Origin of the sequence: Nocardia iowensis (genome assembly GCF_019222765.1) — a bacterium.
Classification (GTDB): domain Bacteria; phylum Actinomycetota; class Actinomycetes; order Mycobacteriales; family Mycobacteriaceae; genus Nocardia; species Nocardia iowensis.
Genome location: NZ_CP078145.1, coordinates 8,089,561 through 8,111,864 on the forward strand (window position 1 = coordinate 8,089,561; position 22,304 = coordinate 8,111,864).

Consider the following 22,304-nt stretch of genomic DNA (forward strand, 5'->3'; position numbering starts at 1 on the left):
TTATGTTACGCGAGATTCCATCCCGTCGAGCTCGAAGCACTAAAGGTTACGGCCTGAATATGGCTCTCGTTGTGATCTCCGATTCAGTTTGAATTCAAGTACGCAAGGCCCCTCTACCGAGTGTCCGATTCGGCTACCATCGCGGCATGGGTGCCCAGGAACGCCGCGCTGCGGACAAGGCGTCCGACGGGGCAGCACCGCGCGTGGTCCGGCGGCGACCACGTGATCGACGGGCCCAGATCGCGGCGGCCTCCGCCGAGGCATTCGGGTCGCTCGGCTACCACGGCGTGAGCATGGAGGACATCGCGTCCCGGCTCGACATCAGCTCGGCCGCGCTGTATCGCCACTACCCCAGCAAGTACGCGCTGTTCCGGGAGGAGGCCCTGCGGCTCGGCGGCCTCAGCGAGGCGGCGGTGCGGCTGCCGGACTCCGCACGCGAGCTGCCCGCACCGGCCCGGCTCGGGCACGTCATCGAGGCACTGATCACCGCTTCGATCGCGAACCGCCGCAGCGCCGCGCTATTGCGCTGGCAGCGACGCTATCTCGAAGACGCCGATGCCACGATCCTGGCCGATCAACTGGCGACGGTGAATTCGGTGCTGATGTCGCTGCTCGCCGCGGCCCGGCCGGAACTCGACAAGACGGACCGGGCGGTGCTGTCGGCCGCCGTGCTGAGCGTGCTGAGCAGCATCGGCGATCACCACGTGTCGATCCCGGTGCGCGCTTTGAGCACGCTGCTCGGCACCGCCTGCCTGGCCGTCGCCGACTGCACCCTGCCACCTTCGGCCGCACAGACCGAAACCCTTGCGGCAACCGAGATTCCGCTGACGTTCAAGCACGAACTATTGCTCGCCCGCGCTATCGAACTGTTCCACGAACGCGGCTACCCGAATGTCAGCGTGGAGGATATCGCCACCGCGGCCGGACTGCCCGCATCCTCGGCGGTGTACCGCTTCTACCGCGGCAAGGGCGATATCCTCGCGGCCGCTTTTCGCCGCGCCGCAGAACGGGTTTCGGCCGCGATCGGGCCCGCCGTCGCGGCGGCGGACGGCCCGGAACAGGCGCTGACGACGCTGATCGAGCTGTACGTCGCGGGCTCCTTCGCCGAGCGCGAACTGACCTTCGTCTACTACGCCGAGATCAGCAATGTGCCCGCCGATGATCGGACGGTGCTGCGAAACATCCAGCGGCTCAACGTCGAAGAATGGGCGAAGCTACTCGTCGGGGTGCGGCCCGAGCTGTCCGCGGCCGACGCCAGGCTCCTGGTGCACGCGGCACTGGCTCTGGTCGTCGATCTCGGCCAGCGCTTCGGCTCCGACGACCCGGTGTGCTCACGGCAGCGGGTGGTGCACCTCATGCGGGTCGTCCTGTTCGGCGCCGAGAGCGGCTAGTTACTGCTGCGGCGGAGCCAGTGGCGAGTTCACCTTGTTGACCAGCCAGCGGCCGTCCACCTTTTCCAGTCGCATCACCATGGACAACTGACCGGGCGCGGGCTTGCCCTGGGTGCCCATGCTGGTGATCGTCTGCCCGATGACCACTATCGCCTCGGCGGAGCTCTCGTCGCCGGTTTTGATCGCGCACTGGACATCGTTCACCTTCGACACCACCTCGCCCTGGGTGAGCACTTCGCGCAATTCCTTGCTGGTGCTGTCGAATTGCTTCTTCCAATCACCGGTCGCACCATCGAGCACGGCGGTGAAGTAGGCGTCCAGGTTCTTGGCGTCGTAATCGGCCAGCACCGGCGCGTACTTGCAGGCGGCGGTGCGCGCGTCCGCATTGGCGTCGAGAACGGCCTTGTTGCCTTTGTTCTGCAAGAAGAAGACGACGCTCGAAGCGACTGCGGCACAAAGCAGCACAGCTGCCGCTGCCCGCAGAGCAATCACTCCCGCCCGGCCGGACAACAGCCGCAGGCGCTTGCCCGCACTGGCCTTCTCCGCATCTCCGTCCGCAGCCGCCTGGCCCGACGCGGGCGAAGCCTGTTCTGCCACCGCATCGCTCGACGTATCCGGCGCGGCCGAATCCGCAGACGTCGAAGTGCTCGGATCTTCGTTGTCGCTCATGGGGTTTCCTATCTACCAGGTACCGGTCGGGACAGTTCGTTACCGGTGACGCCGGGTGGCGGGCCGGAGCCGTTGTCCGGCACATTCGGTCGTGGCGCGTTCGCGGAACCGCGAACCTGCAGCGCCGGATTATTGGTGACGCAGTAGTTGTAGAGCCGCACCCTGGTGTCGGTGGTCTTCGTCGTCGGCACCACCGGCACCGTGTCGTAGTCACAGCTCGGGCGCGGCCAGGGGTCGACCAGCGTGTGATAGGCGTTGTCGTGCGCCGGAATACCGATGGCCTCCGACCCCGTCCGCAGCGCGGGGAACAGGGCCGCGATAGCGGGTGCCCGTAGCTTCGCCGCCTTGGTGATCGCGACGAAGTTGGTGACCAGGTTGGTCATCGGGTCCTCGGTGTCGCGCACGATGCCGCCCAGGGTGGCCAACTGACCCGGTCCCAGGTCGAGGAACTTGCGCACCTCCTGATCGGCGGCGGTCAGCTGCTGGAACAGCGCGCTGGAGCCGGTGGTCAGCGTGGTCAGGTCGGGTTGGGCGTGCGAGGTCGTTTCCGCGATCACTTGCAGGTTCTCGATGAGCTGCCTGGTCTGCGGCAGCAGATCGGTCAACCCGGCTATCGCCCTGCTGATTCCGGAGATCATGTTGCGCAACCGATCCGGGCCACCCGCGAGTGCCTTGTCGAGCTCGTCGACGATCACATTGAGTCGTCCCGGGTTCATCCCGCCGATCAATCCGCTCATGCTCGCGAGCACCGATTGCACCGTCACCGGTGCCGTCGTCCTGGCGCGCTCGACCACCGCGCCGTCGGCGAGGTACGGCCCGCTGTCCGCGTCGGGCCGGAAGTCGAGATACTGCTCGCCCGCCGCGGAAAGCCGCCCGACGGCCACCGTGCCGCCCACCGGAATCCGTGCGGTCTTGTCGATTTCGGCGATCGCGGCGACACCGTCGCCGGAGATCCGCACGTCGGAGACCCGGCCGACCCGGGTACCGCGGAAGGTCACGTCGTTGTTCGCCGCCAGGCCGCCGGAGTTCGCCAGCTCGACCCGCACGGTGTAGGTGCTCGGCAGCGGATTGATCCGCAGCACGTTGGCGCCGAGATAGGACGCCCCGAGCACGAGCACCACGATCAAGCCGACATTGGCCACCGCGACCCGGCGCCGCACCAGCCATTGCCACAGCGGCGGATTCATCGCCCACCGCCCTGCAGCCGGCCGATCACCTTTTCGATGACCTGCGCCAGACTGCCGATGAAGGCGGGCACGTCACCGATTTCGGGCGGCCTGCTGCCCTTCGGGTCGGTCAGCGCACCGACGCTCAGATAGGACACGGTGGCCGCGACCGCGAGCACCGGCCCGTCCATACTGGCCGTGATCGAGGGGTAGATGGCGTGCAGGCCCGCCAACGTGCCCGCGAGATCGTCGCCCATCTGCGTGAATCCGGACATCAGCCGCTGAATGCTGTCGAACAGGCTGACGAAGTCCGGCCCGGTGGTGTCGGTGAAGTCACCGAGCGCCGCCATCGTCACCGACACCTTGGCGATGAGATCGGCGATGGCCCTGTTGTTTTCGGCGACGAGACCGATCAGCGGCGGAAAAGTGTCCGCAGCCGCGCCCAATTCGGCTTTGCGTCTGGCCAACTCCCCGGTCAACGTATTCAGCCCGGACAGCACACCATCGACGTCGGCGGTGCGCTGATTGAGTGCGGCGAGCACGTCGGTCATTTCGGTGATCAGGTGCGACAACTCCGGTGCGCGCCCGGCGAACATGGAGTTCATCTCGGCGGTGATCCGCGCCGCCTGATTGAGTCCGCCGCCGTTGAGCAACAGGGAGACCGACATCATCAGCTGCTCGACCGAGGCGCCGGTCGAGGTGAGATCCGGGGCGATGGTGTCGCCAGGGCGCAGTAGCTCGGCGCTGTCCTGCCGGGCGGGCAGGGTCATCGCGACGAACATGTCGCCGAGCGGGGTGGCCTGGCGCAGCTCGGCGGTGGTGCCACGGGGCAGCTGGATGTCCTGGCGGATCTGCATTTCCACCTCGGCGAGGAAGTTGGTGGTGCTGATCGCGGACACCATGCCGACATCGGTGCCACCGATCTTTACGTGCGCGTTCGCGGGCAGGTTGAGCGCGTCCCGGAACACCGCGCGCAGGGGGTAGCCGGGGCCGCCGATGCCCGGCTTTGGCAGCGGCACATTGTCCACCGTCACCGCGCAGCCCGCCGTCGCGGCGACGGTCGCGGCGACGACCAGCGCGGCCAGCGCCCTGGTCCTCATTTGGTCAATCCGAGCAGCGCGGCGGTGAGCCCGAAATCCGGCCCGAAGTCCTGGATCTTGCCGGTGCGACACCCGTCGAGCCGCATCTGCACTCGCTCGCAGAACACGGAAAGCGCCTCGCCGTCGAGGACCGCCTTGTCAAGCAGCCCGTGCAGGCGTAGCGCTTGATGTTCGCGACTGGTGGCGTTGGCGAGGTTCTGGAAGAACAGCGGCGTGACGTCGGCGATTTCGGTGAGCGAGCGCGCGTTGGCCCGCATCTGCCCGGTCAGCGTAGTGAATCGGGTGAGCGCACCGAGCAGTTGTTCACGGTTGTTGCCCACCACCGTCGAGGTGTTGGTGACGAAGTCGTTGAGCTGCGTCAGCACCGCTTGCAGTCCCGGCGCCTGATCGCCCATCAGCCCGACCATTTCGGTGAGCCTGCCGCTGAAATCGCGCACCGTCTGGTCGTTCTCGGCGATGATCTGGGTGATCTCGTTGAGCTTCACGATGGTGTTGGAGATCTGGTCCCCATTGGCCAGACTCACCTCGAATGCCGAGGACATCGCGTCGAGCGTCTCGCGCAGCTTGTCCCCGTTGCCGTCGAGCAGCGGGAACAGCACCCGGCTCGCCATCGGCCCGGTCTCGTTGTCGCCCTTCAGCGCTCGGCCGAGCTGGTCGAAATTGTCCAGGATGCGGTCGAGCTCGACCGGCGTGCGAGTGTGCTCCAAGGGGATGTGCGCACCGTCGGTCAGCACCGGGCCGTTGCCTTCATAGGCGGGCGCGAGTTCGATGTGGCGGTTGGTGATCAGCTGCGGCGACACCAGTGCCGCGACGACATCGGCGGGCACCTTGACGTTCTTGTCGATGGACATGGTCACCTCGACATAGCTGCCTCTGGCCGTCACCGTGTCGACCCGACCCACCGGGACACCGAGAATCGCGACGTCGTTGCCCGCGTACAGACCGGCGACGTTCTCGAAATCGGCGCTGATCCGCAGATGTTCGCCCAGATACTGGTCCGGCAGCGCGCTCAGGCTGTCCGGCAGCAACGAACACCCCGAGGCCACGCCGGTCACCAAGCACAGCACTGCGGTCTTCAGCAAAGTACCTATTCTCATCAGTTGCACCCCTGTACCGCACCGGCGAAACACAGCCAGTTGTCCGGGAAGACCCACGGCGCCCACACGTCGCCGTAGGGACCGTTGCCGAGCGCGTTATTGAACTGCCGCAACGCGACCGGCATGATTTCGTAGAGCGAATCGAGGTTGTCCCGGTTCTTCTCCAAGCCCTCCGACATGGTGTTCAGGCTCTGGATCATCGGGCCGAGCTGATCGTTGTTCTCCAGGCCCATCTCCTGCAATAGGCGGGAGAGCTCGGCGACGTTGTCCAGCAACGACTTCAGCAAATTCTGGCGTAGCGCGACGGCATTGCCGATCGCCTCGCCCCGGGTGAGCAGCAGCAGCACGCTGTTGCGATTGTCGGACACCAACTGCGACACCTGATCCATGCTCTTCAACAGCACGTCGACCTCGTCGCGGCGCTCGTTGATCACCTTGGCCAGCGCGCCGATGCTGTTCAACGCCTCGACGGTGAGCTGCGGCGAATCACCCATCTGCCGGCTGAGCAGGTCCAGCGACTCGCGCAACTTGGCCGGATCGATCCGTTCGATGCGCTCGAACGACGACTTGTACACCGGATCGCGAATGACCTTGCCGAGGTTGTACGGCACCGAAGTATTGGCGAGCACAATCTTGTTGCCCGGCAGCCCTTTTCCGTTGCCCGGGACCAGCTCGACGTGCAACTTGCCGAGGATGGTGGTCATCTTGATGGCCGCGCGTGCGTCGGGGCCGAGGCGCAGGTCCCGGCGGACCCGAAGGTCAACGACAACTTTCGCGCCGTCGAGTCGCACCGCGCGCACCGAACCTACTTCGATGCCGGACACATCCACCGACGCGCCCGCCCGCAACCCGGCCGCTTGGGCGAACTCCGCTTGAATCGTCTTGTCCCCCAGCCGGGCCTGCGACAACGCGCTGGAGCCGACCAGCAGCAGCAGCACCGAGCCCGCCGCGAGTAGACCGAGCCACAGCAACCTGTTCCGCGGTAGTCGGACGCGTCCGGCCAGGGACCGCGCTCGTGTCATCACCGGCACACCTCCGATTGCGAATTGCCGCCGATCTGCGAGAACAACCCCGGTGGCAGCAGCACACCCCACAGCGAGACATCCAGGCGGCAGATGTAGGCATTGCCATAGGCGCCGTAGCTGGTGAACCTGGCGATGCCATTGAGCACGTCCGGCAGCTCCACGGCCGCCTGATCCAACGAGGCGCCGTTGAGCAACAGCAGCGCCACGCCGCTCGTCGCATCGTGCTGCGCCTGCGCCATATTCGGCTTCACCTGGCCGATCAGTTGCACCAGCGAGTCGGTCGAAACGGCCACCTGATCGACGGAGCTCTTCAGCGACTCGCCTTGCGCATACAGCGACTCGACGAGCGAACGTGCCTGGGTGATCAGCGTTTCCAGCTCCCCGCTGCGATGTGCCAGTCCGGCGATGACACTGCTCAGGTTGGTGATGACATCGCCGAGAATCTTGTCGCGCTGCCCGAAGGTGCCCGCGAGTTCGGCGGCCTGGGTGATCAACGCGCTGAGCGAGACATTGTTGCCCTGCAAGGCTTGGATCAGCGTCTCCGACAGGGAATTGATCTGATCCGGCTGCAGCACGCTGAACAGCGGCTCGAATCCGGACAGCAGCGCGGACACATCGAACGAGGGCTCGGTGCGCTCCAGCGGTATCGCCGAGCCCGCCGGGAGCACCTGTCCGTCGCCCGCGCCGGGAACCAGCGCGACATAGCGTTGTCCGATCAGATTCTGATAGCGCACCATGGCCTTCGTGGTGGTGGTGAGCCGCTGCTTGCGCTGGATGCGGAAGTCGATGCGCGCCCGGTAGTCGCCGTCGAAGTCGATCGCGTCGACCCGGCCGACTCGCACACCGGCCATCCGGATGTCGTCGCCGACGCGCAGACCGAGGACGTCGGAGAACGTCGCGGAGTAGGAATCGGTGTCGCCGGTCACCGAACGTTGCAGGGTGGACCAGATCGTGTACGTCAGCACGATCGCAACGACGGCGAAGAGGCTGAACCCGATCAGCGCCTTACCTGATTTCATCTCAGCGACCGCCCTTGTCCGCCGGGGTGACCGAGCCGCCTGCCAGCAGCGGCGACAGCAGCAGATACTGCGCGGCGGTCGGCTTGCCGCCGACGATCGCGGCTACCGCGTCTGTTCCACGTAAACCGCTGGGAGCAGCGGGGTTCGGTGTCGGATCCGTTGCGGCAGCCGGGGCCGTGAGACCGGGAATCAGCGGAATACCGGGAAGGCCGGGGATGGTCGGCAGCACGGGCGCCGGTCCCGCAGCATCCAACCACTTCGGTGCCATCTGCGACGGAAACTCCTGTGGTGGAGCAACTTCCGGAACAGTGCTGCCGCCACAACGGGGTCCGCTCATGCTGCCGTATCGCGGACAGTCCTCGGCGGTGTACTGCTGGAACGGCGTGAAGGACACATCCATCTTCCAGATCATCTGGCGACTCGGCCCGAAGCCGAACACCGAACGCAATCGCTGCAGGGAGACATTGAGATTGGCCGCGGTGTCCGGCAATGCCTGCGGATCCTCGGCCAAGCTGCCGAACAGTTCGTCGACACCGGAGACCACTTCCTTGCCCGCGTCGGGATTGCGGGCGAACAGCGAATTCACCGAGTCGACCGCCCCGTTCGCGTTGGTCAACAGGGCAATCAGCTTGTCGCGTCGTTCGGTGAGTGTGCGGGCGGTGGTCACCGACTCCGACAGCACGCCGACCAGCTCGGGCGCGGAAGCGCTCAACGCCGTCGCGGTCCGGCCGAGATCGCCGAGCATGGCGCCGATCCCAGGAATGGCGTGCACCTCGGTGAGCCAGCGGTCCAAACGTTCGATGGTGGAACCGGGGACGCGCACGGACGGGTCGAGTGCGTCGGCGAGCGTGGCGAGCACCCGGCCCAGCTTCTCCGGCTGGATGTGGTCGAGCACATCCCGCAGCACGCTCAGCGTGGTCTGCAGCTGGACGGTGCCCTCGCTGGTGTCCTCGGGAATCTCCGCGCCCGCGCGCAGGGTTTCGGTGGTCTGCCCGTTGTCGACGAGCTCGATCGCCGTCACGCCGAAGATGTTGTTGGGAATGACCCGGGCCGTCACGGCCGCCGGAATCATCGCCGCGACAGCGGGTTTCAACTTCAACTCGGCACGCTGGCGTTCACCTTTGGCGACGACCTCGACGCCATCGACCGAACCGACGATCATGCCGCGGAATTTCACGTCGGCGTGTTCGGGCAGCCCGTCACCGGTGCTGGTGAGCACGGCGACGACGCCGACGTTGTCCTCGAAATGACCGTTATAGCGCAGCCCGAGCAGGAACAACAGCAGCAACGTGACGGTCGTCAGTGCGATACCCGCGAGCGAGAGTTGCCGCGCACTCGGGCCGCGACCACTGGGATCGATGAGCATCGCGACCCCTATCCCGAGATCCGGAAGCCGGGGTCGATTCCCCAGATAGCTAGCGTGAGAACAAGGTTCGCGAACACCATCACGACGATCACCATCTTGATCGCGCGGCCCGCCGCGTGCCCGACCCCTTCCGGGCCGCCGGTGGCGACATAGCCGTAGTAGCACTGCAGGAATGTCGAAAGCAGCACGAACACCACCACTTTGAGCACCGAGAAGAAGACGTCGGCGCCATTGAGGAACTGGAAGAAGTAGTGGTCGTAGGTGCCCGCGGAGGTGCCGCCGAGGAACAGCACCGACAGCTTCGTCATCAGATACGCGACCGCGAGGCCAACGCTGTACAGCGGGACGATGGTCAGCGTCGCCGCGATCATCCGAGTGCTCACCAGATACGGCAGCGGGCGAATGGCAATGGATTCCAGCGCGTCGATCTCCTCGGAGATCCGCATCGCGCCGAGCTGGGCGGTGAATCGGCAGCCCGCCTGAATCGCGAAGGCCAACGTGGCCAGGATCGGGCCGATTTCCCTAGTGGTGGCGAACCCGGAGATGGCGCCGGTCAACGGGTTCATCGTGAGCAGGTTCAGCGCCGTGTACGACTCCATGCCGACGGTGATCCCGCCGAACCCGCACAGGATGATGACGACGCCGACGGTGCCGCCGCCGACGATCAGCGACCCGTTGCCCCACCCGACGTCGGCGGTGAGCCGCAGCACCTCCTTGCGATAGTGCTTGAGCGCGAACGGAATTGCCGCGACGGCCCGCACGAAGGTGATGGCCTGGTGACCGAGCCGCTGGTTGGCCCGAACCGGTCCGCGGACCGCGCCGCCGACGACGCGCAACGGTTGCAACGCCGGTGGCGTGTATCGCGACCCCATCTCAGAGCACCTTCGCCGGAAACAGCGTGTTGTACACCTGGGTGATGATGATGTTGGTGGCGAACAACATCAGGGCCGAGTTGACCACCGCCGCGTTCACCGAATTCGCGACACCACCGGGGCCGCCCCTGGTGTGCAGGCCGATATCGCAGGCGATGATCGCGGTCAGCGCCCCGAAGATGGCCGCCTTCACCAGCGCGACGATCAGGTCGTTCGCGACCGCGAAGGAGGCGAACGTGCTGATGAACGATCCCGAAGTACCGCCCTGCGCATAGACATTGAACAGATAGCCGGTGGCGAAGCCGACGAAGACCACGAACCCGCACAGCAGCATGCTCACCAGCACCGCGGCCGCGAGCCGTGGCGCAACCAGCCTGCGGATCGGATCGACGCCCATCACCTTCATGGCGTCGATCTCCTCCCTGATGGTGCGGGAACCGAGGTCCGCGCAGATGGCCGAGCCGACCGCGCCCGCGATCATCAGCGAGGTGACCAGCGGCGCGCCCTGGCGAATGATGCCGAGACCGCTGACGGCCCCGATGAAGGTGGTCGCGCCGACCTGACTCACCAGCGCACCCAGCTGAATCGAGACCACCACCGCCACCGGTATCGCGACGAACACCGTCGGCGCCGCGGACACACTGGCCATGAAGGCGCACTGCTTGACGAATTCCTGGAACGGAAACCGGCGGGTGAACAACGCCAGGAACATCTCGGCGACGGCATCACGGCCGAGGGTCACCTGGCGGCCGAGCGTCTCCAGCGACCGTTGCGGGTGCCGCTGCCATAGGCCCCTCAGGTCGTCGACGGCCTTCTCCAGATCGGTCCGGTCCGGCGGTCGTTCGGTGATCGTCACTAGGTACTGCCTCTCCAGGCTCAGGCGATGGTCAGCTGCCGTTGCAGCAAGACGAGGAGGTAGCCGACCACGGCGATGCCCGCCACGACGGCGCTCAGCACAGCCAGCCACAGTCCGAACCGGAGCACCGGATTCACCCGCGTGCGCCCGCCCAGGACCTTCACGCCGATCACTCCGATGTCGATGAGCCAAACCAAGAACATCATCAGGTCATGCACACATTCGAGAAGGTGAGCACCGGCCAGCACACGATCGAGCCCAGGAACGAGACGACCACGTCGATGCCGTGCATATCGCGCAGGTGGCCGGTGTGGGTGAGGGTCCAGATCACACCGATCAGCCCGTACGGGATGCCGAGAATGATCAGCGTCCCGAGGAACTCCGAGACCTTCATCTCGTAGCTGAACAGCCGATCCAGCTTCTTGAGCATGCGTGTCCTTTCGCGTGCCGGACGAACGCGACCGGCCGCCCGCGACGGACCACCATGGGATCCGCCGCTGGATCCAGCCGGACACCGCATGGTCCGGTATGGGGCGCTATGTTACGCACGATTCCACCAACCATGGAAGACTTTCCCGTAGATTGGTTACCCTGTTACCTGGAATAATCGCATGAACGCACCCTCGTTGACGCGACAGACCTGGGCGGCTTAAGTTATCTGTAGTTCACAGGGTGTGCACACCCTGCGGAGTCGATTCAGGACACGGAAGGACTCCCCATGACCGCCGCCGCTCATTCCTCGAATCGCCGCGACACCGTCCCGATGACGAAAGACCGAACGCGGATCACCATCGGTTCCGCGCACCGGCCGGTCACGAAGCGGCCGATCAAACTGACCGACGCGCTCGACTTCTGGTCCTTCGCGGGTGCCGCGGCCAATGTGGTGATGCAGATGGCAAGGCCGGGCGTAGGGTACGGCGTCGCCGAGAGCAAGGTCGAATCCGGGTCGCTGCTCCAGCACCCGTGGAAACGGGCCCGCACCACGACGCAGTATCTGGCGGTCGCCATCCTCGGCACCGAGCAGGAACGGCTCGCCTACCGCGAGGCGGTGAATGTCGCGCACCGGCAAGTACATTCGGCGCCGGGCGCGCCGGTGAAGTACAACGCGTTCGACCGAAATCTCCAATTGTGGGTCGCCGCTTGCCTGTACATCGGCTTCGAGGACACCTATCAACTGCTGCAGGGGCGGATGAGCGACGAGCAGGCCGAGGCGTTCTATCTGTCGTCCTCGACGCTGGGCACCACGTTGCAGGTGACCGAGGAGATGTGGCCGCCAACCCGCGCGGAATTCGATCGATACTGGAACGAAGCCTGCGAACAGGTGATGATCGACGAGTACGTGCGCGGCTACCTGGACGATCTGCTGAATCTACGGATGATCCACTGGTATCTGCGGCTGCCGTTCCGAAACCTGTTGAAATTCCTCACGATCGGGTTCCTCGCGCCGATCTTCCGCGAACAACTCCAGGTCGAATGGAGCGCCGCCGACCAGCGGCGTTTCGAGCACCTGTTCGTGTTCGTCGCCTTCGTCAATCGGTTCATCCCACGCTTCCTCCGGCACGGCGGAACCTACAGCCTGCTGGCGGATGTGCGGCGTCGAATCCGCAAGCAGAAGAACCTCATCTGAGCCGCTGCGGAATCGTGGCTCCGCGAGCATGGCTCCGTCGTCCGGGCGGTTACTCGCCCGGACGACGGAGACCCCTCGAATCAGACTGGCACTAGGGGCACAGCGCGTCACTGAGGATGGCGATGGCCTCGGGCTCCGCCTCCATGTCCTTGGTGAACTGGTAGGTCACCGCCCGCCCCTCGGTCGTCGCGCCGGTCAACGTGAGATAGCCGTAGATGCCGCCGCCGTGACCGAAGAACTGCGCACCACAGGACAAGCGCATCGACCCAAGACCTAGGCCGTAATCCATTGTGGCGTCGGGACCCGCGGGCACAGCGTCACGCATCTCGCGCAGTTCGTCGGCAGGCACCACCCGGCCTGCGGCCAGCGCCGCGTAGAAGCGGTTCAAGTCGGCGCCCGTCGCGACCAAGGCGCCTCCCGCCCACGGAATCGACGGCTCGGTGCGCGACACGTCGGTGACCGTACCGTTCACCACCGCATAACCTTTCGGATGTGGGCCGCGGATATCGCGTTCCCCCGGTCCGGGCAAGTAGGTATCGGCCAATCCCTGAGGTTGCAGAATCCGCCGGTTCAGCTCATCGACATACGATGCGCCGGTGACCTTTTCGATCAGCATGCCGGCCACGATGTAGTTGATGTTGCTGTATTCCCAGCGCGTCCCCGGTGCGAAAACGGCGGGCCGTTCGAGGGTCATCGCGACGGCTTCGGCGGGTGTCATCGTGCGATCGTTCAGTACCGCCTGGTACTCATCCGCGCGCGGATCGTCGGCGAAGTCCGGCAGTCCGGTCTGGTGACGCAGCAGCTGGCGCACCGTGATCGCCCGCCCATCGATGCCGTCCCCGGTCAGCAGCCCGGGCAGATAGGTATCGACCGGTTCGTCCAGCCGCACCTTTCCCTCCGACACGAGCTGCAAAACGATCGCGCTGGTGAAGGTTTTGGTGATGCTGCCCGCCCGGACCCGTTGCGGCGGATCGGCCGGAATCGCGGCGCCCGTGGCCATATCGGCCACCCCGCTGGTGAGCACAACGGTCTTACCGTTATCGGTGACGGTCGCGATCGCCCCGGTGACACCGGCGGCCACGATCCTGTCGATATCGGCCTGTACGGCGCGAATCTTGTTGTCCGACACTCCCGCTGCGGTCTCTGACCCTTGGTCCGAGGTGCACCCGGCAAGCAGAGCAACCGCGGAAAGGGTGACAATGATCGGTGCGAATCGCATACCCGAAACGCTAGGAATCGGCGGGCCCGCACACATCGGGGACGGACCCCGAGATTCCCCCTGAACCGGCCTCCCCTACAGGGATGAGTCGAAATCCAGGGCTTGCGTTGGAGCGCACTCCAACTTTTATGGTCGTCCCATGACCAGCACCCAGCACCCCACCGGCCAGGACGATCGTTATGCGCGCGGCCTCGCGCTGCTCGAGCAAATCGGCGATCCGGCCGTGCTCGACAGCCTGGCCGACATCGCCCCCGGCTTCGGCCGCCTCACCGTCGAGTTCGGTTACGGCGACATCCTCTCGCGCCCCGGACTCACCCTGCGGCAGCGGCAGCTGGCCACCGTGGGCGCGCTCGCCGCCCTCGGCAACGCCGCGCCCCAACTGCGCTTCCACATCGAGGGCGCGCTCAATGTGGGCTGCACCCGCACGGAGATCGTCGAGACGCTGATCCATGCCAGCGTCTACGCGGGCATCCCGGCCGCGCTCAACGGGCTCACCGCCGCCAAGGAGGTCTTCGCCGCCCGGACCGACCTGCCCGCCGAACCCGTCCCGGCCACCGCACCGGAAGGCAACCGATTCGACCGCGGTGCGGCCGCTCTCGCCGAGGTCGACGGGCACGCGGGCGAACAGGTCATTGCCTCGCTGCAAGACATCGCCCCGGACTTCGCCCGCTACCTCATCGAGTTCGCCTTCGGCGACATCTACTCCCGGCCCGGGCTCGATCTGCGGACCCGCGAACTGGTGACCGTGGCCATGTGCACCGCCCTCGGCGTCGCGCCGCAGCTGGCAGTGCACGTCCACGGCCTGCTCAACGTCGGGGGCAGCGAAAAGGAGGCCGTCGAGGTGATGATCCAGATGGCCGGGTACGCCGGATTCCCCGCCGCGCTCAACGGAATCGCGGTGGCGCGCACGGTCTTGGCCGAGCGGAAGAGCCATCAGAATTCCGATGTCTGATATCGGCGATCCCATTGGCCAGGCTACGGAGGCGGTCCTAGTGTCGGAACTATGGCGAAACTACTTTTTGTGCTGACCGGTGCCGACACCTGGACACTTTCCGACGGGACCCGGCACCCGACCGGATTCTGGGCCGAGGAATTCGCGGTGCCGTACGAGGCGGTCAAGGCGGCGGGTCATGAGGTCGTGGTCGCCACCCCCGGCGGCGTGCAGCCACCGGTGGACCAGGGCAGCCTCACCGCCGACGCCAACGGCGGTCAGGACAAGGCCGACAAAATCGCCGAAACCCTGGCGGAGTGCACCGAACTGCACCATCCCGTCAAACTGGCGGAGGTCGACCTCACCGACTATGCCGCGGTCTTCTACCCCGGCGGCCACGGCCCCATGGAAGACCTCGCGGTCGATGCCGAATCCGGCAAGCTGCTCACCGCCGCACTAGAATCCGGTAAGCCGCTGGCGGTCGTCTGCCACGGGCCCGCCGCGCTGCTCGCCGCCACGAAGGCCGACGGCAGCAATGCCTTCGCCGGGTACGCGCTGACCGGATTCAGCAACGCGGAGGAGACCCAGGCCGGTCTGGCGGACAGGGCACAGTGGCTGCTGCAGGACCGGCTCGTCGAGTTGGGCGCCGACTTCCGCGAGGGCGAACCGTGGGCGCCGAATGTCGTCGTCGACCGTAACCTGATCACGGGACAGAATCCCGGCTCCTCCGCCGCCGTGGCCACGGCGCTGCTGCAAAAGTTGGGCTGACGTTTCGCTCGCCGCGAACGCCACCCGCGTGCGGGGAATCGACAGCACGACGTCGACGTTGCTCGCGATAGCACCGTCGCCTCGCGACGGCCGACCGGCTCGTCCGCTTTCGCGCAATTCCACTTCGGAAGGAACCGAATTTCCTATGAGCACCAACCTCCACGCACGGCCCGCCGAAGCGTCCGGCACCTTCGCCCTCGGCGGTGACCTACCCGTTCACCGGCTCGGCTACGGCGCCATGCAGCTGACCGGTCCCGGCGTCTGGGGCGAACCCGAGGATCCTGACGAGGCGGTACAGGTTTTGCGGCGGGCCGTCGAACTCGGCATCAATTTCATCGACACCGCCGATTCCTATGGCCCGTTCGTCAGCGAGCAGCTCATCCGGAAGGCATTGCACCCGTACGCCGATGATCTGGTGATCGCTACCAAGGGCGGCTTGACGCGCTCGGGGCCGGGCGACTGGCGGCCGGTCGGCAGGCCCGAATATCTGCGCCAGCAAACCGAACTCAGCCTGCGCCACCTCGGCGTCGAGCAGATCGACCTCTACCAGCTGCATCGGATCGACGAGCAGGTGCCGCTGGCCGATCAGCTCGGCGAGCTCGTGCTGCTCCAGCAGGAGGGCAAGATCCGGCACATCGGCGTCTCCCAGGTGAGCGTCGAGCAGCTGAAGCAGGCCCGCGAGATCGCCACGATCGTCTCGGTGCAGAACCTGTACAACCTGGCCAACCGCACCGACGAGGACGTGCTCGACTACGCCGAGCGGGAGAGCATCGCGTTCATCCCGTGGTTCCCGATCGCCACCGGCGAGCTCGCGCGGCCGGGCGGCCCGCTCGACGCGATCGCCAAGGAGCACGGCGCGAGCCCCGCCCAGCTCGCGCTCGCCTGGCTGCTGCGCCGCTCGCCGGTAATGCTGCCGATTCCCGGCACCTCCAGCGTCGCGCACCTCGACGAGAACACCGACGCCGCGCGGATCACCTTGACCGACAAGGAGTTCGAGGCGCTCTCCGCGGCAGCCTGAACCAACCCCGAAGCAAGGCGGACTCGGCCCCACCCCGAGTCCGCCTTGCTCATTTTTCGGCGGCCCGCCGGAAGCAGTAGGCCGCCGCGGCCAGATACTGGCGGCAACGCGCGCCGTGACCGCCGTGCACGGTGAGGATGAATCGCGCTCGGTCGTAGCTGAGACCCACCGGATCAAGCCCGCAGTCGCGGCTTTGTACTCGCCACAATTCCCGGACATCCGAGTGCAATACGTCCATTGTTCACCTCCACGTAAAGTCGGTGCACCCGGCACCGAAAGGCGCCCCGGAATCCCGCGGGACACGGATGGATCGGACCGTGTCGGACCTTGCGTCGGATTCTGGAATGCCGGCGCCCTCGTCAGGGGTTTGGGCAGAACCCCCGGCACCGGGTGCTGCTTCAGCGTGCACGTTGCGATTCGGTGGATAACAGTCCCGAATGCGGTAATTGCGAGTAGTTTCCGTTTGTATCAGCCTGGTGCGAGGAAGCGGGACCTATGGTTGAGATCGACTGGACGGGCGAGGATGTCCGAGCGCTTCGCGCCGCGATGCGGCGAAGTCGGTACGAATTCGCGCGTCTGGTGGGCGTCACCCCGCGCACCGTCGTCCTATGGGAAAACGGCCGGACCAACCGCATGCATGCCGCGAGCCAGCGGCTGCTCGACCGGGTTCTGTCCGAAGCCGATCCCGTCGTCGTCGCGCGATTCGAGCGGGCCGTCACAGCGAGCCGGGGCACCGGCTTCGACCTAGCGGACACCTACTCGGCGCTCGATACGGAAACCCAGCTCGGTAGGGACATCGGGCTCGACAAGGAAGTCGAGGATGACGACGTGCGAAGGCGAGAGTTATTGGCCTGCATCGGGGTCGGCCTCACCGGGCCTGCCGCCGATCTGGTAGCGGGCGAACCGGAGAAGATGCTGGCCACCCTGGATGCCGGATCGATCAGCGAGCGACGCCTCGAACTGTTCGAGCACTCGGTCGAGGCACTCGGCAAACAGGTGGTGCGGGTGCCGCCACACGAGCTGCTCGCCACCACCCTCGAGCAGTTCCGCACCGTCCGTGGAACTCTCGGCCAGCGGCAGGCAACCCACCATCAGGTCCGGCTGGTGCGCACGGCGGGCCGACTGGCCAATGTGGTCGGCGAGATCCTGTTCAACGAAGGACATCTGGGCCAGGCCCGCATGTGGTACGGCACCGCTATCCACGCCGCGCAAGACATCGGTGATCGATATTCCGAGGATATCGCCATGGCCGGTCTCGCATATCTACCGACCTATAGCGACAAACCGAAGGAAGTCTTGAACTTGCTCGGTGGCCGCCTCGACCAGAATCCGGCACACGGCCCCGCCGCCGCCTGGTTGTGGGGAATAGCGGCCAGGGCACATGCCCGTCTCAATAATGCCGACCAGTTCGCGCGGTGTATCGAAAGATCCGGACGTGCATTGGAAAATATTGACCCGGAAGAGCTTACGGTCGGAATCTTTTCTTATCGCCCGGAAAAGCTCGCGTTCTATCAAGCTATCGGCTACGCCGATCTCGGCCGCGCGGCGGAAACCGCCAACGCCGCTGCCCGCGCGCTGGCCAGGTACGACCCGAAGGAAACAACGGAACCGGCGCTCGTCCGCCTCGAACACGCCACCGCGTTGCTGAGTTCCGGAGAAATCGATGAAGCGTGTTCCGTTGCGACACAAGCGATCACCAGTCACCACACCTACATCGGCCTGACTGTCACCAAGCGCGCCAGGCAGTTCGACGCCGCGCTCACCGGTTTTCGCGGTCGAGCGGTCGCCGAGTGGCGCCAGCACGCCCGCTCGGTCATCGAGTCGACCCGAACGAAGGCATAGCGAACCGTCATTCGGCGGCGGCTCACGATCAGACGTGCTGATCGGTGAGATTCCGGCGAGCCGACGGTGGTGCGCTGCTGTGGCGCTAAGCGTTGGCGGTGTCCTGCGGACGGTGCCGGTGCATGATCCGGTCCAGCCAGACGCTGATCTGTTGTGTTTGCGCGGGAGTCGGGCGTCCCGCCTCCCAACGGTGGGCTGCTTCGATCAACGTCTCCGGCAGCGTGGGGGTGATCCGTTGATTCGTCATACTTCTATGATGCACTGGGGCGCAGCGAAGTACGAGTAGGGGGCGGGGTGCGCCGGTCGGCAGCGGGATTTGCGGCGGCACACCCCGCCCATACGGGCGGTTTGGGCGGTTCGGTACGGCCTCAGGGTGTTTCGTTGGACATGGCCTCGATGAGGGACTTCGGCCGCATATCGACCCAATGGGTTCGGACGTACCGCAGACAGGCCTGGCGTGCGGCAGCGCCGTAGGCGATGGTCCAGCCGCCGGGGACGGCGGCGAAGACCGGCCAGAGCGAGTGCTCGCCATCGTCATTGACGAGGACGTAGAACTGCGCGTCGTCGTCATCGAAGGGGTTGTTCATCGGGGTTTTCCTTTTCCTGGTTGGGTCAGGTTTTCGGGGTCTGTGCGCGGAAGAGGGGTGCCGACGGCCGACGGCATGACCGGTCGGCGACGCGCGGCAATGCGCGGCGACGGTGCGGATGATTCGAAAGAGGGTGCGGGGAACGACTCCTCGGCAGTCGCGGAGACGCCGGGGTAGATGACGGGGTGCACACTTCGATGGCGGGTTCGCCGGACAGATCCGCGGTGCAGCGGAACTCGGCGGAATCCCCGTCGGTGCCGGACCTTCCCTGTGTCCGGCACCGACGAAGTCTGTGGCGACCACTTGGCCGTCGGTGACCGTGAGCTGCGGATCGAACTCGGTCACGCCTTCCCCCAGCGTACTGGCGACCACCGACAAGTCGGGCAATTCGACGTCGATTGTCGAAACTTCATCGCCGGCGAGCGACCCTCCAGCGCACCGGACCACGCCGGCTGAGCTGTACCCCCGACAGATACAGCTCACCCGGCGCTGCGGTCTCGGGGACTGCTGGGGCCGCGCGCTGCACCGGCCCGACTCCGTATGGTGCACCAGAGCCTCCTCATTTGGCGAAACAACAGCGAGCCGGCGCCTGCGGGCAGCACGAATACGCCGGTGCCCCAGGCTGCTCTGCCCGGTGCACGGCCCCGATCACTCAGTCGATTCGGCGAAGGGCGCGCGGCGCTCGCCTCAGCTTCTGGCTACCACACACGGACGCGACCCGTGTGTTGCGAACATTAGGCGTTCGATTAATAAAGTGGACGATTTTCCATTGAACAATTCCGGGCGGCCTTTTCGGCGATCATCACCGTCGTGGCCTGCGGGCCACGGCTCAACGGCACCGGGACGACAGCGAGATCGACCACCGACAAACCGGTCACGCCGTGCACCCGGCACCGCTCGTCCACCACCGCTCGATCGTCGGTCGCGGGCCCCATCCGGCAGGTGCCGGAGAGGTGTTGCGAGGTAGCCAGATTCGCCTGCAGCCAGGCACCGGCCTGCTGCGGCGACCGCGGTATCCGCTCGGTGAGCAGTTCCGCCGACATGTGGTGCAGCACCTCCGATGCCGTCGCGACCGCGTCGCGTAGCCGGGTCCGATCGTGCTCGGCCGAGAGATAGTCGTGCTCGATGACCGGCGGTACCGCGGGGTCGGCCGAGCGCAGCCGCAACACACCGGCGGAGCGCGGCCGCATCAGGGCAACGCCGAGTCGTCCTACGCCAGGGGTGAAAGCGACCGTGTAGGGGCGGATTTCGACATCGTCGGTTTCCAGGACGTATTCCAAGGGAACGGTTGCTCGTTCCGGTGTGCGGAGTCGATATTCGAGACCGATTTCGGGGTGGTCGGTGAACCAGGCACCGACCGGTGCGGGATGCACGACCGGGATATCGAGTGCCCGCAGCTGTTCGGGGTTGCCGATGCCGGAACGCAGCAGCAGCGCGGCGGATTCGATCGCGCCCGCGCTGAGCACGATGCGGTCGGCCCAGATGGTTTCGGTCCGGTCGTCGCGCAGCACGTCGACACCGACGGCGGCCGTGCCGTGGAAGCGGATGCGCAGCACCGACGTCGCGCTCCGCACCGTGAGATTCGGCCGAGACAACACCGGCAGCAGGTAGCCGGACGCGGTGCTCACCCGCCTACCGTTGTCCGTATTGCACGGCACCGGGCCCACGCCTTCGATGGCACCCGCGCCTGCGTTGAGATCGGGAATAGCCGGAAACCCCAGTGCCGCACAGGCAATGGCGAACTGCTCGCTCAGCGGTACCGGATTTGCGGTGCGGCGCACCGGAATCGGGCCGGACCCGCCATGCCAGGGCTGGTCACCGAAGTCGAGGTCACGCTCCGAACGGCAGTATGCGGGAAGCACCGAATCGAACGACCAGGCCTGCGACGAACCCGACTCCGCGCTCCACGCCGCGAAGTCCGCCGCGGTGGCCCGCACGAAGTAACTGCCGTTGACCGCACCCGAACCGCCGAGCACCTTGCCGCGCACTATGTTTCCCCGCACCGCTACGCCGTCGTCGGCGAGGGTGACCGGATAGCGCCACAGCCACGGTGCGTCCGCGCCGATCGGCATGCGGGTGGCGTCGAGCAGTTCCGCCGGAAATCCGTCCGGCGCGACCCACATCGGACCGGCCTCGAGCAGCCGGACGGTGTGGTCCGGCTGCTCGGTCAACCGTGCCGCGAGCACACAGCCCGCGGTGCCGCCCCCGACGATGAGCGTGTCGGTCATCCGAACCCGGTCCGATCGGTGCTGACGGCGCGGATCAGTGGGACGGCGCAGCGGGTTTCAGCGATTCCGGGCTGCGCGCGCGGAACGCGCCCACCCAGAGCCCGGTGCCGTAGGCGATGTCGTCGAGCCGCTTGTACGCCACGTAGCGCACCGGATCGAGGCCACCGGCATCGCGATGGGTGAACCAGTCGGCGAGACCGTCGGCGACGGCCATGGTGATCGCGATGCGCCGAATGCGCCGCGACGCCAGCATCGCCAGCAGCGTCACCGGCCAGTAGTGCCTGCACATCGCCGAGGCCAGGCGCCACAGACCGGCGAAGAAACCACGGGACAGGTAGATCGCGGCGATCCGCGTCGGGTTGTCCAGTTCCGCGAAGACCCGGCGTAGTCGGACCAGCGCCGTCGCCAGCGTGATCAGCCCGCCGATCAGCCCCCACTTGGACAGCGTGGCGAACAGGAACGCGGCCAGCACCGTCCAGGAGGGCACCGACAGTGGCGAGACCATGCCGGGGTGGCGTTCACCGAGCGGCGCTGCGCCCGTGCCGTAGAACATCTTTCGGCCGAACCAGGCGCGGAAGGAAACCCGGTGGTCGTGCGCGACGTGAGCGGCGGGCTCGTAGCGCAACCGCCAGCCCGCCTGCTCGAGCCGCCAGCACAGATCCACGTCCTCGGCGACCTGCATCGACTCGTCGAATCCGTCCTGCGCCAGCAGTGCCCGGCGACGCACCAGCAGCGCGGCGCTCGGCACGTACGACACCAGTCCGTGCGACTGCACTGCGGCCTCCCGCCTGCCCAGATCCAACGAGGAGCGGGTGTGCTCGTAGCGGGCGAGGGCATTGGACTCCGGGTCGAGCGCGACGATCCTTGGGGCAACCAGCGCCACCTCCGGATCGCTGAAGTGCCCGAGCATCACCTCGAGCCAGCCGCTGCGCGGCACCACGTCGGAGTCGAGGAACGCGACGAAGTCGGTTGTCGCGGCCTTCAATCCGGCATTGCGCGCGGCGGCGGGGCCCTGCCGGTGGTCGTGCCGCAGCACGGTGACCCGGCAGCGGGTGCCCCGGTCACGCGGGATCTGCACCGGCTGGTCCGAGCCGTCGTCGACCACGATGACGTTGTGCCCGCGCAGTGCCGCGAGTAGCCGGGCGAGCCCGTCGGCGTTGTTGTGTAGCGGCACAATGACGGTGACGTCCTCGGGTGAGGGCAGCAGGCGGGGACGCGGGTTGGCGACTCCGGAGTCGAGCAGCCGTCTGGCAACGGTCGCGGACTTCGGGCCGGTCACCTCGAGGTACCCGTCGCCGATCATCTCGGCGGCCTCCGGGGCAAGTCGCAGCAACCGTGCGGGCGAACCGCCGATCAGTACCCGGCCTCCGGAGTATGCGCGTACCCGTGGATCAATCCGCACCCCGAATCCGTCGGGCAGGCGATCATGGCGCATTCCTGGCATGCTAGGCGGAGATTCGCGCGTAAGCATCATCAGTCCGGTTAAAAGGACAGAATTCCGCACGAAACCGCTCCGCCGAGAG

At 66.3% G+C, this 22,304-nt stretch carries 23 protein-coding genes; 6 read left to right on the plus strand and 17 right to left on the minus strand.

The genetic code is table 11. The features are described from left to right. Nucleotides 1-146: 146 nt before the first annotated feature. Nucleotides 147-1,391: a TetR/AcrR family transcriptional regulator gene (locus tag KV110_RS37185; protein ID WP_218471801.1), complete on the plus strand. Its 1,245-nt coding sequence runs from the start codon at nucleotides 147-149 to the stop codon at nucleotides 1,389-1,391. On the opposite strand, the gene KV110_RS37190 is transcribed toward KV110_RS37185, so the two are convergent. From KV110_RS37190 to KV110_RS37240, 11 genes are read right to left on the minus strand one after another with little or no spacing between them, the layout of a single operon-like run. Next, complete coding sequence (locus tag KV110_RS37190) at nucleotides 1,392-2,060, minus strand: hypothetical protein (protein ID WP_246634201.1); 669 nt, start codon at nucleotides 2,058-2,060, stop codon at nucleotides 1,392-1,394. Between the two features lie 8 nt (nucleotides 2,061-2,068). Next, a complete protein-coding gene (locus KV110_RS37195) occupies nucleotides 2,069-3,247 on the minus strand; it encodes an MCE family protein (protein WP_218471802.1) in 1,179 nt (392 codons plus the stop codon). Further along, the gene (locus KV110_RS37200; RefSeq protein ID WP_218471803.1) at nucleotides 3,244-4,326 is read right to left on the minus strand and encodes an MCE family protein; all 1,083 of its coding nucleotides are present in this window, start codon (nucleotides 4,324-4,326) and stop codon (nucleotides 3,244-3,246) included. The genes KV110_RS37195 and KV110_RS37200 overlap by 4 nt, the downstream gene beginning before the upstream one ends. Next, entirely contained in the window at nucleotides 4,323-5,423 is a 1,101-nt protein-coding gene (locus tag KV110_RS37205; protein WP_218471804.1) for an MCE family protein, read from the minus strand. The genes KV110_RS37200 and KV110_RS37205 overlap by 4 nt, the downstream gene beginning before the upstream one ends. Beyond that, nucleotides 5,423-6,445 (minus strand): MCE family protein, encoded by a 1,023-nt coding sequence (locus KV110_RS37210; protein WP_218471805.1) that lies wholly within the window; start codon nucleotides 6,443-6,445, stop codon nucleotides 5,423-5,425. The genes KV110_RS37205 and KV110_RS37210 overlap by 1 nt, the downstream gene beginning before the upstream one ends. Continuing rightward, nucleotides 6,445-7,467 (minus strand): MCE family protein, encoded by a 1,023-nt coding sequence (locus KV110_RS37215; RefSeq protein WP_218471806.1) that lies wholly within the window; start codon nucleotides 7,465-7,467, stop codon nucleotides 6,445-6,447. The genes KV110_RS37210 and KV110_RS37215 overlap by 1 nt, the downstream gene beginning before the upstream one ends. Nucleotide 7,468: 1 nt before the next feature. Beyond that, nucleotides 7,469-8,833 (minus strand): MlaD family protein, encoded by a 1,365-nt coding sequence (locus KV110_RS37220; protein ID WP_218471807.1) that lies wholly within the window; start codon nucleotides 8,831-8,833, stop codon nucleotides 7,469-7,471. 8 nt (nucleotides 8,834-8,841) lie between these two features. Next, on the minus strand, nucleotides 8,842-9,705 hold the full coding sequence (locus tag KV110_RS37225) for an ABC transporter permease (protein ID WP_218471808.1): 864 nt from the start codon (nucleotides 9,703-9,705) through the stop codon (nucleotides 8,842-8,844). Between the two features lies 1 nt (nucleotide 9,706). Continuing rightward, a complete protein-coding gene (locus KV110_RS37230) occupies nucleotides 9,707-10,561 on the minus strand; it encodes an MlaE family ABC transporter permease (protein ID WP_218471809.1) in 855 nt (284 codons plus the stop codon). Between the two features lie 20 nt (nucleotides 10,562-10,581). Beyond that, the gene (locus KV110_RS37235) at nucleotides 10,582-10,767 is read right to left on the minus strand and encodes a hypothetical protein (RefSeq protein ID WP_218471810.1); all 186 of its coding nucleotides are present in this window, start codon (nucleotides 10,765-10,767) and stop codon (nucleotides 10,582-10,584) included. After that, nucleotides 10,767-10,991 carry a hypothetical protein gene (locus KV110_RS37240; RefSeq protein ID WP_218471811.1) on the minus strand — a complete coding sequence of 75 codons (225 nt, stop codon included), beginning with the start codon at nucleotides 10,989-10,991 and terminating at the stop codon, nucleotides 10,767-10,769. Before KV110_RS37240 ends, KV110_RS37235 begins: the two co-directional genes overlap by 1 nt. 288 nt (nucleotides 10,992-11,279) lie before the next feature. Here KV110_RS37240 and KV110_RS37245 point away from each other — a divergent pair, with 288 nt between their 5' ends. Beyond that, on the plus strand, nucleotides 11,280-12,188 hold the full coding sequence (locus KV110_RS37245) for an oxygenase MpaB family protein (RefSeq protein ID WP_218471812.1): 909 nt from the start codon (nucleotides 11,280-11,282) through the stop codon (nucleotides 12,186-12,188). Nucleotides 12,189-12,279: 91 nt separating this feature from the next. Here the strand turns inward: KV110_RS37245 and KV110_RS37250 are convergent, their stop codons facing one another. Next, on the minus strand, nucleotides 12,280-13,407 hold the full coding sequence (locus KV110_RS37250; RefSeq protein ID WP_218471813.1) for a serine hydrolase domain-containing protein: 1,128 nt from the start codon (nucleotides 13,405-13,407) through the stop codon (nucleotides 12,280-12,282). Between the two features lie 139 nt (nucleotides 13,408-13,546). On the opposite strand from KV110_RS37250, the gene KV110_RS37255 reads away from it, so the two are divergent. The 3 genes from KV110_RS37255 (at nucleotide 13,547) to KV110_RS37265 (ending at nucleotide 16,124) form a co-directional block, all read left to right on the plus strand. Then, nucleotides 13,547-14,359, plus strand: a complete 813-nt coding sequence (locus tag KV110_RS37255; protein WP_218471814.1) for a carboxymuconolactone decarboxylase family protein — start codon at nucleotides 13,547-13,549, stop codon at nucleotides 14,357-14,359. 51 nt (nucleotides 14,360-14,410) lie between these two features. Continuing rightward, a complete protein-coding gene (locus KV110_RS37260; RefSeq protein ID WP_218471815.1) occupies nucleotides 14,411-15,106 on the plus strand; it encodes a type 1 glutamine amidotransferase domain-containing protein in 696 nt (231 codons plus the stop codon). A gap of 145 nt (nucleotides 15,107-15,251) precedes the next feature. Further along, a complete protein-coding gene (locus KV110_RS37265) occupies nucleotides 15,252-16,124 on the plus strand; it encodes an aldo/keto reductase (protein ID WP_218471816.1) in 873 nt (290 codons plus the stop codon). A gap of 49 nt (nucleotides 16,125-16,173) precedes the next feature. On the opposite strand, the gene KV110_RS37270 is transcribed toward KV110_RS37265, so the two are convergent. Next, nucleotides 16,174-16,362 carry a hypothetical protein gene (locus KV110_RS37270; RefSeq protein ID WP_218471817.1) on the minus strand — a complete coding sequence of 63 codons (189 nt, stop codon included), beginning with the start codon at nucleotides 16,360-16,362 and terminating at the stop codon, nucleotides 16,174-16,176. Between the two features lie 257 nt (nucleotides 16,363-16,619). Between KV110_RS37270 and KV110_RS37275 the strand changes: the two genes are divergently transcribed. Then, a complete protein-coding gene (locus tag KV110_RS37275) occupies nucleotides 16,620-17,966 on the plus strand; it encodes a helix-turn-helix domain-containing protein (RefSeq protein WP_218471818.1) in 1,347 nt (448 codons plus the stop codon). Between the two features lie 85 nt (nucleotides 17,967-18,051). On the opposite strand, the gene KV110_RS37280 is transcribed toward KV110_RS37275, so the two are convergent. From KV110_RS37280 to mftF, 4 genes are all read right to left on the minus strand, one after another. Next, nucleotides 18,052-18,213, minus strand: a complete 162-nt coding sequence (locus KV110_RS37280) for a hypothetical protein (protein ID WP_218471819.1) — start codon at nucleotides 18,211-18,213, stop codon at nucleotides 18,052-18,054. A 121-nt stretch (nucleotides 18,214-18,334) separates the two neighbouring features. Next, complete coding sequence (locus KV110_RS37285) at nucleotides 18,335-18,553, minus strand: MbtH family protein (RefSeq protein WP_218471820.1); 219 nt, start codon at nucleotides 18,551-18,553, stop codon at nucleotides 18,335-18,337. A gap of 746 nt (nucleotides 18,554-19,299) precedes the next feature. Then, nucleotides 19,300-20,781, minus strand: a complete 1,482-nt coding sequence (mftG, locus tag KV110_RS37290) for a mycofactocin dehydrogenase MftG (RefSeq protein WP_218471821.1) — start codon at nucleotides 20,779-20,781, stop codon at nucleotides 19,300-19,302. Nucleotides 20,782-20,815: 34 nt separating this feature from the next. Continuing rightward, on the minus strand, nucleotides 20,816-22,216 hold the full coding sequence (gene mftF, locus KV110_RS37295; RefSeq protein WP_218471822.1) for a mycofactocin biosynthesis glycosyltransferase MftF: 1,401 nt from the start codon (nucleotides 22,214-22,216) through the stop codon (nucleotides 20,816-20,818). Nucleotides 22,217-22,304: the final 88 nt, after the last annotated feature.